Annotated in this window: 16 protein-coding genes; 15 read left to right on the forward strand and 1 reads right to left on the reverse strand. The window is 45.7% G+C overall.

Going from position 1 to position 22,810, the window contains the following annotated elements; genetic code table 11:
- The 5 genes from C7475_RS23580 to C7475_RS23600 all read left to right on the forward strand — a co-directional run bounded on the left by C7475_RS23580 (window position 1) and on the right by C7475_RS23600 (window position 6,898).
- Entirely contained in the window at window positions 1–1,053 is a 1,053-nt protein-coding gene (locus C7475_RS23580) for a sugar phosphate isomerase/epimerase (RefSeq protein WP_110055876.1), read from the forward strand.
- A gap of 242 nt (window positions 1,054–1,295) precedes the next feature.
- A complete protein-coding gene (locus C7475_RS23585; protein WP_110055877.1) occupies window positions 1,296–1,709 on the forward strand; it encodes a c-type cytochrome in 414 nt (137 codons plus the stop codon).
- Between the two features lie 125 nt (window positions 1,710–1,834).
- Window positions 1,835–2,548: a DUF1080 domain-containing protein gene (locus C7475_RS23590; RefSeq protein ID WP_110055878.1), complete on the forward strand. Its 714-nt coding sequence runs from the start codon at window positions 1,835–1,837 to the stop codon at window positions 2,546–2,548.
- 12 nt (window positions 2,549–2,560) lie between these two features.
- Entirely contained in the window at window positions 2,561–3,406 is an 846-nt protein-coding gene (locus C7475_RS23595) for a ThuA domain-containing protein (RefSeq protein WP_233259940.1), read from the forward strand.
- 75 nt (window positions 3,407–3,481) lie between these two features.
- Window positions 3,482–6,898, forward strand: a complete 3,417-nt coding sequence (locus tag C7475_RS23600) for a ThuA domain-containing protein (RefSeq protein ID WP_110055879.1) — start codon at window positions 3,482–3,484, stop codon at window positions 6,896–6,898.
- Between the two features lie 129 nt (window positions 6,899–7,027).
- Here the strand turns inward: C7475_RS23600 and C7475_RS23605 are convergent, their stop codons facing one another.
- Window positions 7,028–7,408 (reverse strand): transmembrane 220 family protein, encoded by a 381-nt coding sequence (locus C7475_RS23605; RefSeq protein ID WP_110055880.1) that lies wholly within the window; start codon window positions 7,406–7,408, stop codon window positions 7,028–7,030.
- 346 nt (window positions 7,409–7,754) lie between these two features.
- On the opposite strand from C7475_RS23605, the gene C7475_RS23610 reads away from it, so the two are divergent.
- The 10 genes from C7475_RS23610 (at window position 7,755) to eboE (ending at window position 22,794) form a co-directional block, all read left to right on the forward strand.
- On the forward strand, window positions 7,755–9,155 hold the full coding sequence (locus C7475_RS23610; RefSeq protein ID WP_110055881.1) for an RtcB family protein: 1,401 nt from the start codon (window positions 7,755–7,757) through the stop codon (window positions 9,153–9,155).
- Window positions 9,156–9,159: 4 nt separating this feature from the next.
- Window positions 9,160–9,780: a peptide chain release factor H gene (gene prfH, locus C7475_RS23615; RefSeq protein ID WP_110055882.1), complete on the forward strand. Its 621-nt coding sequence runs from the start codon at window positions 9,160–9,162 to the stop codon at window positions 9,778–9,780.
- 462 nt (window positions 9,781–10,242) lie between these two features.
- Window positions 10,243–13,494: a TonB-dependent receptor gene (locus C7475_RS23620; RefSeq protein ID WP_110055883.1), complete on the forward strand. Its 3,252-nt coding sequence runs from the start codon at window positions 10,243–10,245 to the stop codon at window positions 13,492–13,494.
- A gap of 60 nt (window positions 13,495–13,554) precedes the next feature.
- Window positions 13,555–15,351, forward strand: a complete 1,797-nt coding sequence (locus C7475_RS23625; RefSeq protein ID WP_110055884.1) for a RagB/SusD family nutrient uptake outer membrane protein — start codon at window positions 13,555–13,557, stop codon at window positions 15,349–15,351.
- 97 nt (window positions 15,352–15,448) lie between these two features.
- The gene (locus C7475_RS23630) at window positions 15,449–16,945 is read left to right on the forward strand and encodes a VCBS repeat-containing protein (RefSeq protein WP_146217635.1); all 1,497 of its coding nucleotides are present in this window, start codon (window positions 15,449–15,451) and stop codon (window positions 16,943–16,945) included.
- 380 nt (window positions 16,946–17,325) lie between these two features.
- Entirely contained in the window at window positions 17,326–18,213 is an 888-nt protein-coding gene (locus C7475_RS23635; protein ID WP_110055886.1) for an EboA domain-containing protein, read from the forward strand.
- Between the two features lie 105 nt (window positions 18,214–18,318).
- Window positions 18,319–19,305: a TatD family hydrolase gene (locus tag C7475_RS23640; RefSeq protein WP_110055887.1), complete on the forward strand. Its 987-nt coding sequence runs from the start codon at window positions 18,319–18,321 to the stop codon at window positions 19,303–19,305.
- Between the two features lie 162 nt (window positions 19,306–19,467).
- Window positions 19,468–20,328, forward strand: coding sequence for a UbiA-like protein EboC (gene eboC / locus C7475_RS23645; protein WP_110055888.1), 861 nt, complete (start codon window positions 19,468–19,470; stop codon window positions 20,326–20,328).
- 104 nt (window positions 20,329–20,432) lie between these two features.
- Complete coding sequence (locus C7475_RS23650) at window positions 20,433–21,596, forward strand: 3-dehydroquinate synthase (RefSeq protein ID WP_110055889.1); 1,164 nt, start codon at window positions 20,433–20,435, stop codon at window positions 21,594–21,596.
- Window positions 21,583–22,794: a metabolite traffic protein EboE gene (eboE, locus tag C7475_RS23655; RefSeq protein ID WP_110055890.1), complete on the forward strand. Its 1,212-nt coding sequence runs from the start codon at window positions 21,583–21,585 to the stop codon at window positions 22,792–22,794. The genes C7475_RS23650 and eboE overlap by 14 nt, the downstream gene beginning before the upstream one ends.
- Window positions 22,795–22,810 lie beyond the last annotated feature (16 nt).

Here is a 22,810-nt window from a genome sequence, read left to right on the forward strand (position 1 = left end):
ATGAAAACAATAAAAGGCCCTGGAATTTTCCTGGCGCAGTTCCTCGGAGATGCTGCGCCTTTCAATAGCCTGGAGAGCATCTGTAAATGGTCTTCAGGATTAGGATTTAAAGGTGTTCAGATCCCAACCTGGGATTCCCGGGTGATAGATCTGCAGAAGGCTGCTGAAAGCAAAACTTATGCAGACGAGATCAAGGGTATCGTGAACGCCGCCGGTATGGAGATCACCGAGTTGTCTACGCACCTGCAGGGACAGCTGGTAGCCGTGCATCCTGCATACAACGAACTGTTTGACGGATTTGCTCCTGCCGATAAAAGAGGTAACGCCGCTGCCCGTACCGAATGGGCGGTAAATCAGCTGAAATATGCCGCAAAGGCAAGCCGTAACTTAGGACTGGACGCACACGCTACTTTCAGCGGCGCGCTGCTCTGGCATACAGTATACCCCTGGCCACAGCGCCCTGCCGGATTGGTGGAGACAGGTTTCAGGGAACTGGCCAACCGCTGGCTGCCTATTCTGAATGAATTTGACGCCAACGGAGTAGACCTCTGTTATGAGATCCATCCGGGTGAAGACCTGCACGATGGCGTATCTTACGAGCGCTTCCTGGAGGCCACCGGCAATCATAACCGCGCCTGCCTGCTGTACGATCCAAGCCATTTCGTGCTGCAGTGCCTGGATTACCTGGAATACATCGATATCTACCACGAGAAGATCAAGATGTTCCACGTAAAGGATGCTGAGTTCAATCCGACCGGCCGTTCAGGTGTATATGGCGGCTACCAGGGGTGGATCGACCGTCCGGGACGTTTCCGCTCACTGGGTGATGGTCAGGTGGATTTCAAATCTGTCTTCAGCAAGCTGACACAATACGATTACAGCGGCTGGGCGGTAATGGAATGGGAGTGCTGCATCAAACATCCGGAAGATGGAGCGAAAGAAGGTGCGCCGTTCATCCAGAACCATATTATCCGTGTTACTGAAAAGGCATTTGATGACTTTGCAGGCGGTGGGGCTGATGAAACCCTGAACAGGAAAGTATTAGGGCTGTAAGAAAGAACGACAGGCCGCCGGTAACAAACAATGAAATAGCTGGGGGGACATTGCTCATCAAATAATATATACATCGTTGTATAATGATGAGTATATTACCTCTTAATGGTTCAGAAAGAGTTATACTATGCTGCTTTAGTCGTAGTAAAGCCATTATTATTAATATGGCACGCTTATAGAAGATAATTCACGTTTTTTATAGAAGTCAAATTTGTATTTAGGAACTTATAAACGATTGTAAAATGAGAATGCGTTTTTTGGCGCCTGTTGTTTTGTGTGCAGTAGTGCTGGCCTCCTGCGGTGGTGGCAGCAATGAAAGCAAAACTGAAAAGAAAGAAGAAACTGTCAGCGAAACACCGGTAGACAATTCCATGGTAACTCCCGGAGCGGCTGAAGCTGCAGCTTCAAAAGGTGCTGCCCTGATAGAGCAGAAAGACTGTAAAACCTGCCATAAAGTAGATGCTAAACTGGTAGGTCCCGGTTACAAAGAAGTAGCCCAGAAATATGAAGCTACAGAAGCAAACATCGAAACCCTGGCTGGTAAAGTAATCAGTGGCGGTAGCGGTAACTGGGGTGAAGTAGCAATGACGCCACATCCGGATGTGTCTAAAGACGATGCAAAGGAAATGGTGAAATACATACTGTCGCTGAAATAGTCGTCAGTATTTTATTGGTCTCTCAGCTTTCTATAATTAACTATCATATATAGCCGGTAGTTGCCTGACCGCTTGTGGCGGTACAGTACAGCAACTTCCGGCTATTTAAAAAAACTCAATTTGCAATGAAGCACATTATTCCCGTTCTGGCACTCAGCCTGCTCTCCATTTCTGCATCCGCACAAGATTTGAATACCCTCACCGCTAAAGAGAAAAAAGCGGGTTGGAAATTATTGTTCAACGGTACCTCTACCGAAGGCTGGCACACCTACCTGAAAACAGAACCAAGCGCTGCCTGGAAAGTAGAAGACGGTGCACTGGCACTCGACCAGGAAGCCAAGAAAAATGGCGCTCCCGGTGGTGACCTGGTAACCAACGAAGAGTACGAAAATTATGAACTGTCAATTGATTGGAAGATCTCTGAAGGTGGTAACAGTGGTATCATTTTCGGTGTTCACGAAGATCCGCAGTTCAAGCAGACTTACTTGACTGGCCCTGAAATGCAGGTGCTGGATGATGCCAAACATCCTGACGGTAAGATCACCAAACATAATTCAGGTGACCTGTACGACATGAAAAAGTCTGTGAAATACGCTGCAAAACCTGTTGGCGAGTGGAATACAGCAAAGATCCAGAAGAAGAACGGTAAGCTGACCCTCTGGCTGAATGGTGTTAAAACCGTAGAAACTACAATGGTAGGTGAAGAGTGGAAAGCGCTGATCGCAAGCAGCAAATTTAAAAACTGGAAAGGTTTCGGCGAATATGCCAAAGGTCATATTGCACTGCAGGACCATGGTAATGATGTATGGTATCGTAATGTTAAAATCCGTGTACTGTAATATCTCTTACACATGAACAATATCCACGTAAGAAAAACAAAACTTTCGTCTCGGACGGAAGAATATCATAACCTGGCTTCTAACAAAGCAGGTATATTAAGCATGGTTCCTTTCAGGAAGGGACCATGCTTTTTTATTGCCCTTCTGCTGGCATTGGTGATCACTTCAGACAGCCATGCTGCATTATTCAAAAAAACACCGCGTTTACTCGTATTCTCTAAAACTGCAGGTTTCCGTCATGATTGTATCCCTGTCGCCAAACTGGCGATGATCAAACTGGGACAGGAAAATGGTTTTGCGGTAGATACGACTGAAGATGCCAGTGTGTTCAATGATAAAAATCTGAAGCAATATGCGGCTGTAATGTTCCTCAATACAACCGGCAATGTGCTGAACGATGAGCAACAGGCGGCAATGGTGAAATACATTCATGGCGGTGGCGGTTACATGGGGATCCATGCAGCTACTGATACAGAATATGAATGGCCCTGGTACAACAAGCTGGCAGGCGCCTGGTTCACCAGTCATCCGAAGCAGCAGCAGGCTACTTTGCTGGTGGTAGACCGTAACAACGATGCAACCCGTCACCTGGAAGAAAAATGGTCCCGTTGGGATGAGTGGTATAACTTTAAAGACCTCAACCCAGATGTACATGTACTGATCAAAATTGATGAAAGCTCCTACGAAGGTGGTAAGAACGGAGACAATCATCCTATGAGCTGGTACCATGATTTTGAAGGCGGCCGTGCCTTTTATACAGAATTAGGTCATACGAAAGAGTCCTATGCCGACCCTGTATACCTGCAGCATGTGTTGGGCGGTCTTCGCTACGCGATGAACGTTAAAGCCAAAAAATAAACGCATAGTCCCTATTGCGGGATACGGCATGCAGCCGCACCGTATCCCGCATTATCAATCAACATAAAAATTATCATGCAAATCAGGTACGTAATGATGCTGCTGGTATTACTGGGAACAGTAATGTCCGGTTGCTCGAAGAAAACCCGGCCCGGTAACCCTAGAGTACTGGTGTTCACAAAAACTGCCGGCTTCAGGCACGCTTCTATCCCAGCAGGGATCCAGGCTATTCAGAAACTGGGAAAGGAAAATGGCTTTGAAGTAGATACGACAGAAAATGCCGATTACTTCACAGAAGATACCCTGCAGAGATATGCTGCAGTTATTTTCCTGAATACAACCGGTGATGTGCTGAACAACTTCCAGGAAGCAGATTTCGAAAGATATATTCAGTCAGGCGGCGGCTTCGTAGGTATACATGCAGCAACCGACACTGAATATGAATGGGGGTGGTATGGAGAGTTGGTAGGTGCTTATTTCGATAATCATCCTGCCGGTACACACAAGGCCAAACTGATAGTGAAGGACAAAACATTCCAGGCCACAGCTACGCTGCCTGATACATGGGAACATACTGACGAATGGTACAATTTCAAAAAGATCAGTAAGAACACACACGTGTTGATCACCGTAGATGAGAAAACCTACGAAGGCGGTACCAATGGCCCTGATCATCCTATCAGCTGGTACCACGATTTTGATGGTGGCCGTGCTTTCTATACAGAACTAGGTCACACCAACGAATCTTATACAGAAGCGAATTACCTGGCACACATCCTGGGTGGTATAAAATACGCGATCGGTAAAAATACCATGCTGGATTATGCACAAGCTACAACATTACGTGTTCCTGAAGAGAACAGGTTCACTAAAAATTCGCTCATTTCAGGCGAGTTCTTTGAACCTACCGAAATGACCGTCCTTCCTGACCTCAACATCTTAGTGGCAGAGCGCAGGGGAGAGATCATGTATTTCAACCAGACCAGCCATAAGCTTTCACAAGTGGGATTCCTGCGTGTGTATTATAAAACAGAAACGCCAAATGTGAATGCAGAAGAAGGCGTGCTCGGTATTGGCGCTGATCCTGACTTTGTTAATAACCACTACGTTTATATTTATTATTCTCCGGCTGATACTTCCGTAAACAGGTTATCCCGTTTCAAGTTTGAGAATAATGTATTAGACACTGCTTCAGAAAAGATCATTCTTCAATTATATTCCCAGCGTAACATCTGTTGCCACACCGGCGGTTCAATCACTTTCGGCCCCGGCGGACTGTTATACCTGTCTACAGGCGATAATAGCACTCCATTCGATGAGCCGAACCAGAAGTATGTTAACAATGGTTATGCACCACTGGACGATCGTCCTGGACATCTGCAGTATGATGGCCGCCGTACTTCAGGCAACACCAACGACCTGCGTGGAAAGATCCTGCGTATTAAGATTAATGCAGATGGTACGTACAGTATTCCGGATGGTAACCTGTTCAAACAAGGTACGCCTAATACACGTCCTGAGATCTACGCGATGGGTACACGTAACCCTTACCGTATTTCTGTTGACCGTAAGAATGGCTACGTATACTGGGGTGAAGTAGGACCGGATGCCAATAACGATGATCCTAACCGTGGCCCGCGTGGTTATGATGAGATCAATCAGGCGAAGAAACCAGGTAACTTCGGTTATCCGATGTTCGTAGGTAACAACTACCCATATCATCTGTATGATTATGAAACAGGTAAAAGCGGAGCAGCTTTTGATCCGGCTAAACCTGTGAATAACTCCCGCAACAATACTGGTATCAAAGACCTGCCACCTGCAACACCAGCGTTTATCTGGTATCCTTATGCGAAGTCGCCCGACTTCCCGTCAATGGGTAGCGGTGGCCGTAACGCAATGGCGGGACCGGTGTACTACAACGAATTCTATCCGAAGGAAACACGCCTCCCGGATTACTATAACAACAAGTTCTTCTTCTACGACTGGGTACGTGGATGGATCAAGGTTGCAACTTTCGATAAAGACTACAACCTGTCAAAGACGGAAGACTTCATGCCGCATACTAAATTCAATGCCCTCATTGATATGGAAATGGGACCCGACGGCCGCATTTATGTATTGGAGTATGGTAATGGATGGTTCAGCAAAAATAAAGACGCAGCACTTTCCCGTATAGACTATAACGGTGGTAACCGTGCGCCGCTGGCAGAGATCCATGTGGATAAACTGTCTGGCGGACTGCCGTTCAAAGTAAAACTGAATGCAAAAGGTTCTTCCGATCCTGATGGTGATCAGCTGACTTATATTTGGTACCTGGGCAATGGCAATAAACAGGAAACCAAAGAGCCGGAAACAGAAGTGACCTATACTACCGCAGGTGAATATGCAGTATCAGTTGAAGTAGTGGATGCTCATGGTACAAGCGCACGTAGCAGTGGTATAGAACTGTATGCAGGTAATGAAACACCTGATGTGAAAGTGAATATCACTGGTAATACGATGTTCTATTTCTCCGGCAAACCAGTTGCTTATAATGTAAGTGTAAAAGACAAAGAGGACGGTTCAACTGAGGATGGAAAGATCAATGCAGCTAACCTGTATATCAGGGCCGATTATATGGAAGGCAATGATAAAGCTGGTATCCCTCAACGTGGTCACCAGATCATTACAGGCGCTATTGCCGGCAGGAACATGGTAGAATCCAATGATTGTAAAACCTGTCATAAGGTAGATGAGAAATCGATCGGACCAAGCTTCAAACAAGTGGCAGAGAAGTATAAAGACGATGAGAAGGCGCCTGATTACCTGGCGGACAAGATCATCAAAGGTGGTGGTGGCGTATGGGGTGAAACAGCGATGTCTGCACACCCGACCATCACAAACTCGGAAGCACATCAGCTGGTAGAATATATCATGTCCCTGGGAGGTAATAACAAGGCCACGCCATCATTACCGGCAAGTGGTACAGTTGATCCTACTACCGGCAAACCGGAAAAGGATAATGGCATGTTGTACCTGATGGCCAGCTATACTGATAAAGGCGGTCCTGGTATCAAGCCTATTACAGGCACTGATGCGATCACACTGAGAAGTCCGAAAATAGCAGCAGCAGGCTTTGATAAATCAGATGGTGTTTCTACATTCGAATTTGATGGTAAGAAACTGCTGATCCCTACCGGTAGCGGATGGGCAACTTATAAAGATCTGGACCTGACAGCTGTGGATGGTATCAATATTATCTACTTCACACAGGAGCCATTGCAACATGGCTATATCGTAGAGATATTACTGGATAAAGCAGACGGTCAGAAACTAGGAGAAGCTACTATTGGAGTAGGAGCAAAAGGCATGGCGCAAAGCAATGCAATGGTATCTTTCCCTCCGGTAACAGATGCGAAGAAACATACGTTGTTCGTACGTATCAAAGCAGCCGATCCGGCAGAGAAAACTGGTCTGGGTATATTGACATTCCAGTTGATGAGTAAATAATATCACGAAGTAATTTAAATAACAAGGGGGCGTCTCAAATGTATGAGACGCCCCCTTTGTTTATTGAATATCTGAAAGCAGAAATGTTATGCGTGTAATGATAAACGTTATACTTGTGGTGGTAACCGGTTAACGTTTCTTCAGACGTTTGCCTGCATAGAAATAGTTAATCAGTAGTACTATAATAAGCAGGAATAATCCAAAGAACTCACGTGTTTCTTCTATCCATGGTTTTGCAGCTTTCATTGATCCGGCAATGTTCTCACCATGATGTTCCGTAGCCCAGTCTATTACACCATTCTTATCAAAGAAAAGATAGGCGGCATATGCTAAGTATATGAATATGCCAAAGAGATAAGCACGTCTGTAGAAACGGCCACGGGCAGCAAGCAGGCAGCATCCGGCGCCAAAGAGATAAATAGGTCCCCATATATAAGGATCAGGATCGTTGTATTGTAACCCGGCGAAGACGATGAACAAGATACCCCAGATGATGTTGAATATTTTCATAGAAAAAAATTATCAGCGATAGAACGAAGATACTTGATATATTATTGAAAATACATACCTTTGTGCCCGAATTCCTTTATTTGTTCACATCTAAAAACACAAGGAATCATGACAGAACGTATTCACATATCGACCCTTTCGCCCGCTGCCTGATCCAGGCATTATTCCTTTTTTCATTTACTGGAAGCGAGTAAGCATTGATGAGCATTCATCATTCATGCAACTCATTACTATGCCTGTATAGACTGGATATTCTGCGCCTGCGGAAAGGGTATTTTATGCCTTAATTTATCGTTCGATATCATTTGAACGGTTCCAATCACTATACACTTTATTACGCACCTATATGGGCAGTATACGTATAAAAGAACTGAGTAAGATCGGTTACACGAATGACCGTGCAAGAAGTCTGGTCATTAATATCATTTCAAAACATTTTAAGCATCATACCAAAGAAGCACTCATCACATTATTGACAGGCATCAAAGAAAAACCTGAACAATATATTAATGATGAAATAGTAGGTAAGATCGCAGCCACTTTTATAGAGAAAGAGGAAGTCACTCACCATAAAGAATTCACGTTGCTGGAGCAAACAGGACGGTTGAAGATCTATGGAGGCAAGGAGATTGAGCATAGTGCGAAGAAGCAGATGGAAGTGGCCATGTCACTGCCTGTAACAGTGCAGGGAGCTTTGATGCCGGACGCGCATACAGGTTACGGTCTGCCTATCGGAGGAGTACTGGCTACAGATAACGCTGTTATACCTTATGCGGTAGGCGTGGATATTGGTTGCCGTATGGCATTGTCCATCTTTGACGAAGGAGAGAGTTTTATCAAACGTTTCGGTTACCAGATGAAGGTAGCGTTGAAAGAGTGGACACACTTCGGTATGGAAGGAGGACTGGAAGTTGAACAGGAGCATCCGGTACTGGATGATCCCGCTTTCCAGGCAACTACATTACTGAAGAAGTTACAACAGAAAGCTGCGAGGCAGCTGGGAAGCTCCGGTAGTGGTAATCACTTCGTGGAGTTTGGTATGATCAGTTTGTCGGAAGACAATTCCCTCGGACTTCCGGCGAAAGACTATGTAGCATTGTTGTCACATTCCGGCAGTCGCGGACTGGGCGCGAATGTAGCAATGCACTATACGAAGATCGCCATGGATACCTGCAAGCTGCCAAGAGAAGCGCAGCAACTGGCATGGCTGGACATGAACAGTGAAGCCGGACAGGAATACTGGCTCAGCATGCAGCTGGCGGGCGATTATGCAAAGGCCTGTCATGACCGGATCCATATCAATATGGCCAAAGCATTGGGGCTTGAGCGCCTGATGACCATTGAGAACCACCACAATTTTGCCTGGGAGGAAAAACTGGCGGATGGCCGTAAGGTGATCGTACATCGTAAGGGCGCTACACCTGCGCATGAAAACGAGCCGGGTATTATTCCAGGCAGCATGACAACAGCCGCTTACCTGGTAACAGGCAAAGGAGTGGAGCAGTCTTTATTTTCTGCTTCACATGGAGCTGGCAGAATGATGAGCCGGAAGAGAGCAAGAGAAAGCATGACGGTATCAGCATTGAAAAAAATGCTTGCAGATGCCGGTGTTACATTGATCGGTGGTAGCGTGGAAGAAAATCCGCTTGCATATAAAGATATAGAGAGTGTGATCACTGCACAGCAGGAACTGGTCAATATAGAAGGGCGGTTTTTACCGCGGATCGTAAGAATGTATAAAGAGTAACAACATGAACAAGTTTATCATACAGGTAACTGCCGGAAGAGGTCCCGCAGAATGTACCCGGGTAGTCGCAAAGGTGGTGGAATTAATCATGAAGTCTGCCCGCGGGCAGGCGCTGGATATTCAGGTGCTGGAAAGTAAAAAGGGAGATCTGAAAGGCACTTTATTATCAGCAGTATTATTAGCAAAAGGAGAGGGGGCCACAATCGAGGCCTTTATAAAAGAGTGGAGGGGTACGGTGCAGTGGATCGCACAAAGTCCTTACCGCAAGTTCCATAAACGTAAGAATTGGTTTGTGGGTGTAGAAGTGTTTGATGTGAAAGCGCAGTTACAATGGAACCTGAAAGATGTGAAGCTGGAATCCTGCAGGGCATCAGGGCCTGGTGGACAGCACGTCAACAAAGTGGAGACGGCGGTACGGGGCACGCATCTTCCTTCGGGCATCCAGGTACTGGCAATGGATAGCCGTTCTCAATTGCAGAACAAACAGCTTTGCCTGGAAAGGCTGGAAGCGAAGTTCATGTCGTGGCAGATGGAACAAATGCTGGCACGTCAGCAGGACCAGTGGCAGGAACATAATGAGCTCGAAAGAGGAAGGGCAGTAAAGGTGATCACAGAAAAGCTGTGATCACCCCCCTTTTTTTTGAAGATTATTTAAATGCTGATAGTAAATTATTAAAGACTGATTAAAATTTTGCCACTTGGCTTGCTTAAATTAAACGAATGTGTTACCTTGTCGGCCAGTTAACAATTGAAATTTTAGTGTGTGTTTATAAGTAGCCAAGATCTAATCCTAGTTCCCTAAATTTTAATGTTAACACGTGTATGAAAAAACTAAACTGTAGGCTTTAAAAAACTTTGTGTACGCCATTCCCATTTTTTAACAATTGATGCCCGGAAATATTATTGCATTGGTGCTGTGCGAACAGTGTCAGTATGGATTTTAGCCCGAGAGTAAGGAGTTATTATAGTGTCCCTCTAAGACCAGGATATTGATTTACCCGGTCAATTTTCGTGTCTGTACCTGCCACTCGCGCAGTTATGCAGACCGGAACAGGCTTTTTATTAACCAAAAAAAACGTTTCACGTTATGAAGAGACATGTCTACCGCACCTTTGCGTGCTGCTGGCTGTTGTTGTTATTTGCCAGTGCCGCATTCGCCCAGACTAAATTTACCGGAAAGGTCACCGACCAGACCTCCGGTAATCCGTTGCCAGGAGTAACAGTGGCAATTAAGAATTCGTCCCGTGGTACAGCCACAGATCCAGCGGGTAATTTTAGCATCACTGCTAAAAAAGGAGAGACCCTGGTATTTTCATTTATCGGTTACACACAACAGGATGTGATATTGGGTGATGCCACTTCTGTTAGTGTAGTTTTAAGTGAAAAAGTGGGTTCACTTGATGAAGTAGTAGTAACAGGTTACGCTACGCAGCGTAAGAAGGACCTGACAGGCGCCGTATCTGTTGTAAACGTAGAGCAGATCAGCCGTCAGCCGACAGCGCAGGTAAGCAACCAGTTACAGGGACAGGTATCCGGTATCACCGTACTGGGGTCCGGTCAGCCGGGTGAAGAGCCACAGGTGCGTATCCGTGGTGTGAACACCTTCGGAAATAATACTCCCCTTTACGTTATAGATGGAGTACCTACACAGAACATCGTAGACCTTAACCCGTATGACGTTGCATCTATGCAGGTATTGAAAGATGCAGGTTCTGCATCTATCTATGGTGCGAGAGCAGCAAACGGTGTGATCATCATCACCACCAAAAGAGGTAAACCGGATGGTAAAGTAAGAGTTACTTATGATGGCTATTACGGTACACAACGCCCTAAAGGCGGTAACGTTTGGGATATCCTTTCTCCACAGGAAATGGCCAATTTGAAATGGATGGCATTAAAAAATACAGATCCGAATGTAGTTTACAACGATGGTCTGTATGGTTCCGGCGCTACTCCAAGACTGCCAGACTATATTGCTCCGGGCGGCCTTATGGAAGGAGATCCGGGCGTTGATCCTTCCAAATATAACGTGAACCCTTATTATAAGAACCCTTCAGACCTGGACAATTTCTACCGTATTAACAGGGCGAACAAAGCAGGTACAGACTGGTTCCATGAAATATTCAAGCCTGCCATGATCACCAGCCATAACGTATCTGTTAGCGGTGGTAACGATCAGGGTGCTTATTATCTCTCCTTCTATTACTTCAACCAGGAAGGTACATTGAAGAACACTTATCTGAAACGTTATTCCATCCGCTCTAACAGCCACTTTAACGTAGGTAAGCATGTTCGTATCGGTGAAAACCTCGAGTTCTCTGTAATAGACAACCCGCAGATCGATCCGTTGACAGAAGGAAGTGCTATCGGTATGGCATTCCGTGAGCAGCCGATCATTCCGGTACACGACATCAGAGGTAACTTTGCAGGTTCCTTCAGTACAAACGGCGCCCAGTTGGGTAACGCCCGTAACCCTGTTGCAATACAGGACCGTACAAGAGAGAACCGTGGCCTCGGTAACCGTTTGTTGGGTAGTGTATACGGAGAAGCAGACTTCCTGAAGCATTTTACATTCCGCACTACTTTCGGTGGTGAGATCTTCTCGGCTTCAACCCACAACTTCACTTTCCCTGAATACGAAAATGCAGAGAATAATAAAGTGAACTCCTTTACAGAAGGATCCAGCAATGGATACAACTGGACCTGGACCAATACACTGAGCTATGCACAGAACTTTAACAAGGTGCATGATATCAAAGTGCTGGTAGGTACTGAAGCGTTCGATAACCATGGTCGTACACTGACGGGTACTACACAGAACTACTTTATATTCGACCCTAACTTCACTAACCTCGGTAGCGGTACGGGTACTGTAACAAATGGAAGTGGTACTTATACTGATGCGTTGTTCTCTATATTCGGTCGCGTGGACTACAGCCTGTTAGACAAATACTTGCTCGGTGCTGTTATCCGTCGTGACGGTTCCAGCAGGTTCGGTGCTAACAACCGTTATGGTGTGTTCCCTGCGGTGAGCGCCGGCTGGCGTATTTCACAGGAAGCTTTCCTGAAACAGGTAGCCTGGATCTCTGACTTAAAGATCAGGGGAGGTTATGGTGTGATGGGTAACCAGCTGAACGTGGAAGCAGCTAACGCATTCACTCAGTATGGTCTGAACAAAGGTTCTTCTTTCTATGATATCGGAGGTACATCCAATTCACTGGCATCCGGTTTCTTCAAAACACACATCGGTAACCCTGATGCGAAGTGGGAAAGTAATACCAACATGAACATCGGTGTTGACGCGACCTTGTTTAAAGGTAAACTGGAAGTAACAGCAGATTATTACAAGAAAAAAGTAAAAGACCTGCTGTACAAACCCGAGATCTCTGGTACTGCCGGTCGTACAGATCCTCCAACTGTTAACATCGCAGAAATGGAGAACCATGGTATAGACATCTCTCTTGGTATCAATGATATTCATCTTACGAAAGAGTTGGTGTTGAAAGCTAATGCTACACTGACCACTTATTCTAACAAGATCGTTAACATTTCTGCGGATGCTCCTTACTTCGATCAGGAAGCCCGCCGTTTCAATGGTAACTTCATTATCCGTAACGCCGTTGGTCAGCCGATCTCCAGCTTCTTCGGTTACAAAACTGATGGATTCTGGGATAGCGCAGATGAAATTGCACAGGCTAATGATCAGGCGCAGAAAGCAACAAACAATCCAAATGCAGTTTATCAGACAGGTATCGGACTTGGACGTTTCCGTTACCAGGATACCAACGGCGATGGCATCATTACTGAAGCTGACCGTACCTTCCTGGGTAACCCTAACCCTGATTTCAGCTATGGTCTGAACCTGGAACTGGACTATAAGAATTTTGATTTTACTGTATTCTTCTATGGTGTACAGGGTAACAACATCTGGAACCAGGTACGTTGGTGGACAGACTTCTATCCATCATTCGCAGGTGCTAAGAGCAAAACTGCCCTGTATGATTCCTGGAGACCAGATAACCTGAACGCAAAAGCTCCTATCCAGGAAAACGAAGGTTCTTTCAGCACCAACACAGTGCCTAACTCCTTCCTGGTTGAGAATGGTTCTTACCTGCGCGCAAAGAACATGATGTTAGGTTACACATTGCCTAAACCAATTCTGCAGCGTATCGGTATTGAGAAATTCCGCATCTATGTACAGGCGGCTAACCTGTTCACCATCACTAAATATACTGGTATCGATCCTGAGATCACAGGTGGAACTACCAACTTTGGTCTTGATGAAGGTGCTTATCCAAACCAGCGCCAGTTCCTCGTAGGTGTTAATGTGGGCTTCTAATTTTTAGCTAACGTAAATGGTTATGTTAAAAGTAATTGGAGAAAATCAAAACTATTAAAAATGAAACGGACATTAATAAGATCAAAATATATACTTGCTGCAGCAGTGGTTGCAGGAGGACTATTCTTTCACTCCTGTAGTAAAAGCTTCCTGGAACGTGCTCCGCAAGGAACACTGACCGGAGCGGATGTGTCTACCAAAGATGGTATCTCTGCCTTGCTGATAGGCGCCTATGCCGCACTGGATGGTCAGCAACAGGATGTAGCTGCTATCGGTACGGGTGGCCCGTGGGAAGCTGCTCCGAGCAACTGGATCTATGGCAGCGTTGCCGGTGGTGATGCACATAAAGGTAGTGATGCGACCGACCAGCCGCCTATCAGTTTGATAGCAACCGGACAATTCGATCCAAGCAACGGTTTCTTCAACACAAAATGGAAAGTACTGTTTGAAGGCGTTGTACGTGTAAATATCATTCTGTCTTTGTTACCTGATGTAAAGGACATGACAGAAGCTGAACTGACACAGGTTGAAGCTGAGTGCCGTTTCCTGCGTGGACACTATTACTTCGAACTGAAAAAGATGTTTGGTAAAGTGCCCTGGGTAGATGAAACGCATATTGGTGATTACAAACAACCAAATAACGTAGATATCTGGCCTAAGATCGAAGAAGATTTCCAGTTTGCTTATGACAATCTGCCTGTTATTCAGTCGCAGGTGGGCCGTGCAAACAAATGGGCTGGTGCTTCTTACCTGGCTAAGACATATGTATATGAAAAGAAATGGCCTGAAGCTAAAGCTTTATTTGATGTGATCACCAAAGATGGCGCTACATCAAAGGGTGAAAAATATGCGCTGACTGCAAGGTTTGAGGACAACTTCGATTCTGAAAAGAAGAACAACACTGAATCTGTGTTCGCTATTCAGATGTCTGCCAACAATGGTACCGGTCAGATATCCAATGGTAACCAGGGTGAGATGCTGAACTTCCCATATAACAGTCCATTCGGCTGTTGCGGCTTCTATCAGCCAACGCAGGAACTGGTAAACTCTTACCGTACAGATGTAAACGGTCTGCCTTTCCTGGATACCTACAATGACAACGCAGTAAAAAGCGACATGAAGATCCTGTCTACCGATCCGTTCACTCCGGATGCAGGTAACCTGGACCCTCGCTTAGACTGGACTGTTGGACGTCGCGGTGTTCCATACCTGGATTGGGGAAATCACCCGGGCCGTTCATGGGTACGCGACCAGAACTATGCAGGTCCATACGCTCCTAAAAAGAATGTTTACTGGCAATATAACCAGGATAAATACAAAGATGCTAACTCCTGGGCTCCGGGATCTGCTATCAATATTGTGTTGATCCGTTATGCAGACGTATTGCTGTTAGCTGCGGAAACAGAAGCGGAACTGGGTAACCTGGAGGCTGCTCAGACTTATGTTAACATCGTACGTACCAGGGCTGCAAATCCGCAGACGCTTGTATACAAATACATAGATGATACTAAGCCAATGGGCGGTTTCTCTACCACACCGGCAGCGAAATATGTAGTGGCCAATTACGCTGCAGGCGCATTCACCGGTATGGGAAAAGACAATGCATTAAAAGCGATCCGCTTTGAACGTAAACTGGAACTTGCTATGGAAGGTCATCGTTTCTTTGATATCGTACGTTGGGGAACTGCGTCAGCTGAACTGACAAGGTTCTTTGCTTACGAGTCTAAGATCACTACCGACCTGAATGGTGGTAAATTCACAGTAGGACGTAATGAGCATTATCCTATTCCTCAACGTCAGATTGACCTGAGCTTCAAAGGTGGTGCAAAGACACTTGACCAGAATGAAGGATACTAAAATTTATTGTTATTTTTAAGAATAGGAATACACGGAAGGCCCTGGAAACAGGGCCTTTCTTTTTTAATATTTCTGCCATTGCATAATCCGGTTAGACTTGAAAACATTACTCCCTTTCATTCTCGTTATTGCATTCACAACCATTTACACCTCCTGTTCCTTAAGCAAGCAGGAGAAAGGTAAACTCCTCTCTGAAAAATATTGCGGCGTTTGTCATTTGCCGGTAGCTCCGGCTATGCTGGACAAAATGACCTGGACAAAACACGTGCTGCCTGCAATGGCGCCTAAACTGGGAATAGGCGTATGGCAGGAGAATCAATATTTTTCTAAACCCGTTAGTGGCGGAAACAATATCAGTATTGAAGACTGGAAAGATATCGTTGCATATTATGAAGAACTGGCGCCTGATACATTGGCGTCTGCAAAAGCGCCTCAACCACTGGCGGAAGATCTGCAACTTTTTGAGCTGTTACAGCCAGAAACTGATAGTCAGTCGCTGACCGCTATGACAACAATGGTGTCGGTTAATCCCTTCACAGGTGATATTTATTCTTCGACAGAAGCCGGTGCAACACTTTATAAGTGGGACAAGCAATTAAAAGCTTCGCAGGCTATAAAACTTCAATCAACAGCAGTAGATATGAACTGGCGTGCTGCAGATACAGCATCGTTAACCTGTATTGGTAATATGAGGGCTGTAGATGTGCCGACAGGTGTATTGTGGGAAGTACATCCGGCAGCAGAAGAATCCCGGCAGGTGAAAACGATCGGGATGGGATTGCCCCGTCCTGTGCAGAGTATATCGTCGGACTTCAACAAAGATGGGCGGATAGACTACCTGGTATGCGGCTTCGGACATAATTACGGGGGATTGTATGTGCTGCAGCAAACGGCAGATGAAGAATATACCAAACGGCCTGTGTGGGAAGTGCCAGGGGCGATCCATGCAGTAGTAGATGATTTTGATCAAGATGGCTGGCCGGATGTAATGGTATTATTCGCTTATGGCGACGAAGGGATCTGGTTGTTCAGGAATGATCATAAAGGCGGGTTCAAACAGCAGCAACTGCTCCGTTTCCCACCGGTACAGGGTTCCACCGGGTTTCAGGTGGTGGACATGAATAAGGACGGGCTGCCCGACATCTTATATACAGCCGGTGATAACGGAGATTATTCCATGGAGCTGAAGCCTTTTCATGGAGTATATCTTTACATAAACAAGGGGGGCTTCACGTTTGAACAAGCCTGGTTTTACCCTGTGAATGGTTGCACAAAGGCTATCGCGGCAGATTTCGATCTTGACGGGGACCTGGATATTGCCAGTATTGCGTTTTTTGCTGACCTGAAGAATCATCCGGAAGAAAAGTTCATATTATTCAAACAGGAAGGGCCTATAAAGTTTAGTCCGCATGTAATGCCTGGATTAAGTAGCACAGGCAGATGGATCTGTATGGATGCAGGTGATTATGACAGGGATGGCGACCTCGATATTGTGCTTGGGAGCTACTCAAAAGGGTTTATTATCCAGAATGATTTTAAGCCTGACTGGAATCTTAACACTCCGTTGATTTTGCTCAGAAATAAATCAAAATGAGCGAATTACACTTGCTCAGTTTAAAAATAGTAATTGCTAGAATAGTTTTTTGAACATTCGATTGCAGTTGTAACAAATAAATTATTATATTGCATTAACAATGTCAGGCAAAAATCTAAATCTATGCTGCTTAAACTACTCAGTTTAGCCCTTGTGTAGCGTTTCTTTTTCCCTGTAAATAGTACTGAATTTATAAGACAATAGTCTGCCGCAGAATTATTGTTTTTCAAGATACTCCTGATTGAACTGATCAGGTTTTAGAATGGCGGAAGGAGAGGCACACCGTGCCTCTCTTTTATTTACAGCACCATCCATCATAGTTTTCTCTTTTTTTTAATGCTTATTCTGCTAACTTTAACCCGGATAAATTAGCCGGAGTGATGGAACATGCTTACTATTACGACAGGAATAAATTCGAGGGATCATTATACGACATCGTTGAGCGAAACAGTACTGAACAGGCACTCAATTGGTTACAGCAACAGAAGGAAAAACTGGGAGAGCCGGTAAGTGTACAGCGCTTCAATCTTACTTTCACAGCGATACCCAGATTTATGGGAAAGCAGGCTGTAGAATCGGCTGTGCCATTTATTGAATTGTCTACCGGCGACCGCTTTTTCATACAGGGAGCAACGTTAGACAAACTGGTGAGGATCTGGTGGCTGTTACAATTGCCAGTGGCGGATAAAGATACTTACATAAAGGTGATAGAGGGATTGTTCGATGCTGCTGATATGAATGAACAGGCTGCATTATATGCTGCTTTGCCTTTGCTGGCCTGGTCGCAGGCATGGACCTTCCGTACTACCGAAGGAATACGTTCCAATATAGGGCCGGTACAGGAAGCGGTGATGTTATATAACATTTATCCTGCACGTAATCTGGAGGAAGCAGCCTGGAATCAACTGGTGATGAAGGCGTTCTTTACGGATAAACCTATTCATCTTATTATTGGTCTGGACGAAAGGGCTAATCCGAAACTGGCTGCAACGCTCACGGATTATGCACATGAGCGTTGGGCTGCCGGCAGGAAGGTACATCCCATGTTATGGAGGTTGGTAGGACCATTTATCAATGCTGACAATTTCCCGGATATACAACGTATATGGCATTCTGAAGTGAATGTCGAAAAAGAGGCAGCCGCGCTTGCCTGCGCGGCAAGTACCTATGCTCCTGCACAATCGCTTCTGGAGCAGTCCGCCACACTTAGAGAAGAAATATCCAGCCATCGTCTGACATGGGATACAATCGCCGCACGAATAGCATAAACGTGTATCACACCTTCAGTGTATATAATCTTAACTTGCACAGCGGAATCTCAGCCGGCTGAAGCAGGTTGTTCATTTACAGGTCTCAATTAAACCGAATAAGACATGTGTAGCAGTTATGAGTTAACAGGTAAAGAATTTCAACCTATCACCACACCTTCCTCTTATCTGGAACGTATAAAAGGCATGCGTTTCTTTGATCCTCATGTACATATGACGTCCCGTACAACGGATGATTATCAGGCAATGGTGGATGCTGGGATAGTGGCAATTATTGAACCGGCTTTCTGGTTGGGACAACCACGTACAGGGGTCGATACATTCCGGGATTATTTCAACAGTCTGATCGGCTGGGAAAGGTTCCGTTCCTCTCAGTTCGGCATTAAGCACTATTGCACTATTGGCCTTAATTCAAAGGAAGCCAATAATGAAAAGCTGGCAGAGGCAGTGATGGAAATATTACCGTCGTTTATATACAAAGAGGGCGTAGTAGGCGTAGGAGAGATCGGCTTTGACGATCAGACGGCAGCAGAGGAAAAATACTACCGTGCACAGCTTGAACTCGCTAAAGAAGCAGGGCTACCTGTTCAGATACATACCCCGCACCGGGACAAGAAAAAAGGGACGCAGCGCAGCATGGACATTGCGCTGGAACATGGCCTGGATCCACGTATGATCATTGTGGACCATAACAATGAAGAAACAGTCAAGGAAGTACTCGATCGAGGTTTCTGGGCGGCGTTCACGATCTATCCGTTTACTAAAATGGGTAATGAACGCATGGTCGAAATCGTAAAACAGTATGGTAGTGAGCGCATAATGGTGAATTCAGCGGCTGACTGGGGCATAAGTGACCCTTTGGCTGTACCGAAAACTGCGGCGCTCATGCACGAAAGTGGTATTGACTTGAATGACATTCATTTGGTAACTTACCGCAATGCTATAACTGCTTTCGCTCAAAGTGGTCAGATGGACGAAACAGATTTTGATACGGTCAAAGACGTGGATCAAAGTCTGAAATTTAACGGAAGTACCGTACTGCGCGGTGGCCAACAGCCAAGAATAGATAAACAATCTAATATTATTAGATAAACAATTACAAGTCTGTACTACGGGTGCCCGGTTACTATGTAGTGAACTGCAGAACATTGGTGTATGTCACGCATTGTTCGGCCATTCGTGTGTTGCCTACTTGGAGAAAACCCGAGCCCGGTGAATTATATTATAAGCAAGTTGTTAGGATATTTACGTTTAATGCGGCCCGCCAACATAGTCACAGCAGTGGCAGATATATTGGCGGGAGTTGCTATTTCCGGCTTTCTGGGTTCTGAAGTGTCAAATTACCTGGACCATCTGTTGCCTGTGGTATGTATGTGCCTGGCAACGATCGGTTTATATGGAGGAGGAGTAGTATTTAATGATGTCATGGACGCAGAGCTGGATAAAAAGGAACGGCCCGAACGCCCTATTCCGAGTGGCGTCATCTCTCTCACTGAAGCTATCGTACTGGGAAGTTACCTGTTGCTGGTAGGCGTACTGGCAGCCTTTACAGTTGGGCGTATTACCGGTTATTTCGCCCTGGGCATTGCTATTAGCGCCCTGGTGTATGATAAATGGGGAAAACATCAGTCCTGGGGGCCTGTGAACATGGGTTTGTGCCGTGGATTAAACCTGTTGATGGGAATCAGTATGGTAGCGCCTGCCTTAAATGAGTATTGGTGGCTGGGCCTGATCCCGGTACTTTACATTGCGGCTATCACTGCCATCAGCAGAGGAGAGGTGCATGGGGGAAACAAACGGATATTACGTATCGCAGCGTTTTGTTATGCGCTGGTGTACGCTACTATATTAGTGTTAGCGGCCATAAACGGGCATATTTTGATAGCCCTGCCGTTCGTCATTTTATTTGCCTTCATGATCAACCTGCCTTTGTTCAGGGCTATAAAGGAGCCTTCCGGGCCTAAAATCGGAAAGGCCGTAAAAGGGGGCATTATTGCCCTGATAGCCATGAATGCGGCCTGGGTAGCTGCTTTTTCCACCTTGCCTCATGCATTACTGGTGCTGATCCTATTGCCGTTATCATTATTAATGGCCCGGGCGTTTGCAGTGACCTGATCCGTTACCCGCTCATCCTCGGTAATTCGTCATAACAATTAGAATTTTGTATTTTAACAGCCTGTTTTGACGATTAATTAAACGAAACACCAGAGCGATTATCCATGCAGAGTATTCAACAGACTTTTAGTGTAGATTATTCTTTTAAGGTCTTTTTTACCCGGTACCTTTTTAATCCATCTAATCCGGAATTCCGGAATTATCTGGCCTCTCAGACAACGCAGGGGCTTACGAAGAAGCTACTTTTTATTTTAGATGACGGTGTAGCTAAGACCCATCCGGCGCTTACCACAGAAATAGCAGCTTATTTACAACAGATAGAAGGTTTTAAGATAGCAGGAGATGTGATCCTTGTACCAGGTGGCGAAGCCTGCAAAAATGACGAAGAACTTTTTTATAGTCTGATAGACCATATTGATGCACAGTGTATAGACAGGCATTCTTTTGTGGTGGCTATCGGCGGCGGTGCTGTACTGGACCTTGTAGGGATGGTGGCTGCCGTATCGCACAGAGGCGTCCGTCATATCCGTATACCAACCACTGTTTTGTCGCAGAATGATTCAGGTGTGGGTGTAAAAAACGGCATCAACTATAAGGGAAAGAAAAACTTCCTCGGCACGTTTGCTCCGCCTGCCGCTGTATTCAATGATGCGGAGTTCCTAACGACATTATCAGGAAAAGACTGGCGTTCGGGTATCTCAGAAGCTGTAAAAGTGGCTTTAATTAAAGACGCTTCTTTCTTTGAATGGCTGGAAGCAAATGCTTCCGCATTAGTGAATAATGATCTGCCGGTAATGCAGGAACTGGTTTACAGGTGTGCTGCATTACATATGGCCCATATTGGCGGCAGCGGCGACCCGTTTGAAAGCGGATCTTCGCGTCCGCTCGACTTCGGCCACTGGAGCGCGCATAAGCTGGAGCAGCTGACAGACTTCGAATTACGTCACGGGGAAGCCGTTGCAATAGGTATTGCTGTTGATAGCGTGTACTCTTCCTTACTGGGATGGATCGACGAAAGCGCTGCCGAAAGAATTGTCCGTTTGCTGGTGAAACTGCAACTCCCTGTCTTTCATCCCCTGCTGGAAATGCGGAACGGTGCTTCATCGCCCGTTATCAAAGGTTTGCAGGAGTTCAGGGAGCACCTGGGCGGACGTCTTACTATCTGCCTGCTAAAGGCAATAGGCCTCGGAGCAGAAGTGCATGTAATTGACGAAGTGTTACTGAATAAAGCTGTGGAGCATATAAAAGTGAACTATGCAAGTAACTGACCATTCTCATTTAACCTATTGTACGAACATTCATCCGGGGGAAAACTGGGGTGCTCACTTTGAGCAGCTCAAGCAATTCATCCCGGCAGTAAAACGGGAAGTTTCGCCCGATAAACCATTTGGTATCGGATTACGCCTATCGAACACCGCCAGTCTTGAATTGAGCAAAGAAGGCGCATTGACAGAATTTAAACAGTGGCTGCAGGAACAAGACTGTTATGTCTTTACTATGAATGGATTTCCCTATGGCGGGTTTCATCATACAGTAGTGAAAGATCATGTACATACGCCTGACTGGACAACGGCCGACAGGGTATTCTACACCATCCGCCTGTTCCGTTTGCTGGCAGCCCTGCTGCCGGAAGGAATGGAAGGAGGGATCTCTACTTCGCCGCTCACCTATAAATTGTGGCATGTACGTTGCGAATCAGAAAGGGATGCTATCATGGAATCCACTACCCTCAAAGTACTACAGGTGGTAGAACAGCTGGTGAGGACCCGGCGTGGCGGTGGTCCGCTGATGCACCTGGACGTTGAACCGGAACCGGATGGATTAATGGAGAATTCACAGGAATATATTCACTGGTACCTGAATTATCTGCTGCCATATGGCGTGCCTTATCTGCAGGATAAATTCGGTATGAGTGAAGATGAAGCTACAGCCAGTATAAAAGCGCACGTGCAGCTCTGTTATGATGTTTGCCATTTTGCACTGGTGTATGAATCAGCAGAAAGTGTATTGAAGAAGCTGGACGAGCATGGATTGAAAGTGGGCAAGATACAGATCAGCGCAGCGGTAAAAGCCTTGTTGCCTACCGATATGACTGCCAGAAAACCATTGATCGATGCCTTCCGTGAGTTTAATGAAACGACCTATCTTCATCAGGTAGTAGCGCGCAAAGCAGACGGTTATGTGCATTATCCCGACCTTCCGCAGGCGTTGGAAGACGCTGCCAATCCCGCGGTAGAAGAATGGCGCTCTCACTTTCATGTGCCGGTTTTTATCGATAGTTACGGGGTATTATCATCTACCCGATCCGACATAGAAAAAGTATTACAATTACAACGGAAACAACCATTTACACAACACATGGAAGTCGAGACTTATACCTGGGATGTATTGCCCGCTGATCTGAAACTACCTATGGACAGGTCCATTTCGAGGGAGCTGCAATGGGTATTACAACAGTTAAGCTGATGATTCCGAAACCTAG

This window comes from Chitinophaga sp. S165 (genome assembly GCF_003182155.1).
Lineage (GTDB): Bacteria > Bacteroidota > Bacteroidia > Chitinophagales > Chitinophagaceae > Chitinophaga.

What these genes read in the sequence shown, in the direction of transcription:
- C7475_RS23580 (WP_110055876.1), top strand. Translation starts at nt 1, where the DNA reads ATGAAAACAATAAAAGGCCCTGGAATTTTCCTGGCGCAGTTCCTCGGA.
- C7475_RS23620 (WP_110055883.1), top strand. Translation starts at nt 10,243, where the DNA reads ATGAAGAGACATGTCTACCGCACCTTTGCGTGCTGCTGGCTGTTGTTG.
- C7475_RS23585 (WP_110055877.1), top strand. Translation starts at nt 1,296, where the DNA reads ATGAGAATGCGTTTTTTGGCGCCTGTTGTTTTGTGTGCAGTAGTGCTG.
- C7475_RS23635 (WP_110055886.1), top strand. Translation starts at nt 17,326, where the DNA reads ATGGAACATGCTTACTATTACGACAGGAATAAATTCGAGGGATCATTA.
- C7475_RS23640 (WP_110055887.1), top strand. Translation starts at nt 18,319, where the DNA reads ATGTGTAGCAGTTATGAGTTAACAGGTAAAGAATTTCAACCTATCACC.
- C7475_RS23650 (WP_110055889.1), top strand. Translation starts at nt 20,433, where the DNA reads ATGCAGAGTATTCAACAGACTTTTAGTGTAGATTATTCTTTTAAGGTC.
- C7475_RS23610 (WP_110055881.1), top strand. Translation starts at nt 7,755, where the DNA reads ATGGGCAGTATACGTATAAAAGAACTGAGTAAGATCGGTTACACGAAT.
- C7475_RS23590 (WP_110055878.1), top strand. Translation starts at nt 1,835, where the DNA reads ATGAAGCACATTATTCCCGTTCTGGCACTCAGCCTGCTCTCCATTTCT.
- eboE (WP_110055890.1), top strand. Translation starts at nt 21,583, where the DNA reads ATGCAAGTAACTGACCATTCTCATTTAACCTATTGTACGAACATTCAT.
- C7475_RS23625 (WP_110055884.1), top strand. Translation starts at nt 13,555, where the DNA reads ATGAAACGGACATTAATAAGATCAAAATATATACTTGCTGCAGCAGTG.
- C7475_RS23595 (WP_233259940.1), top strand. Translation starts at nt 2,561, where the DNA reads ATGAACAATATCCACGTAAGAAAAACAAAACTTTCGTCTCGGACGGAA.
- C7475_RS23600 (WP_110055879.1), top strand. Translation starts at nt 3,482, where the DNA reads ATGCAAATCAGGTACGTAATGATGCTGCTGGTATTACTGGGAACAGTA.
- prfH (WP_110055882.1), top strand. Translation starts at nt 9,160, where the DNA reads ATGAACAAGTTTATCATACAGGTAACTGCCGGAAGAGGTCCCGCAGAA.
- eboC (WP_110055888.1), top strand. Translation starts at nt 19,468, where the DNA reads ATGCGGCCCGCCAACATAGTCACAGCAGTGGCAGATATATTGGCGGGA.
- C7475_RS23605 (WP_110055880.1), bottom strand. Translation starts at nt 7,408, where the DNA reads ATGAAAATATTCAACATCATCTGGGGTATCTTGTTCATCGTCTTCGCC.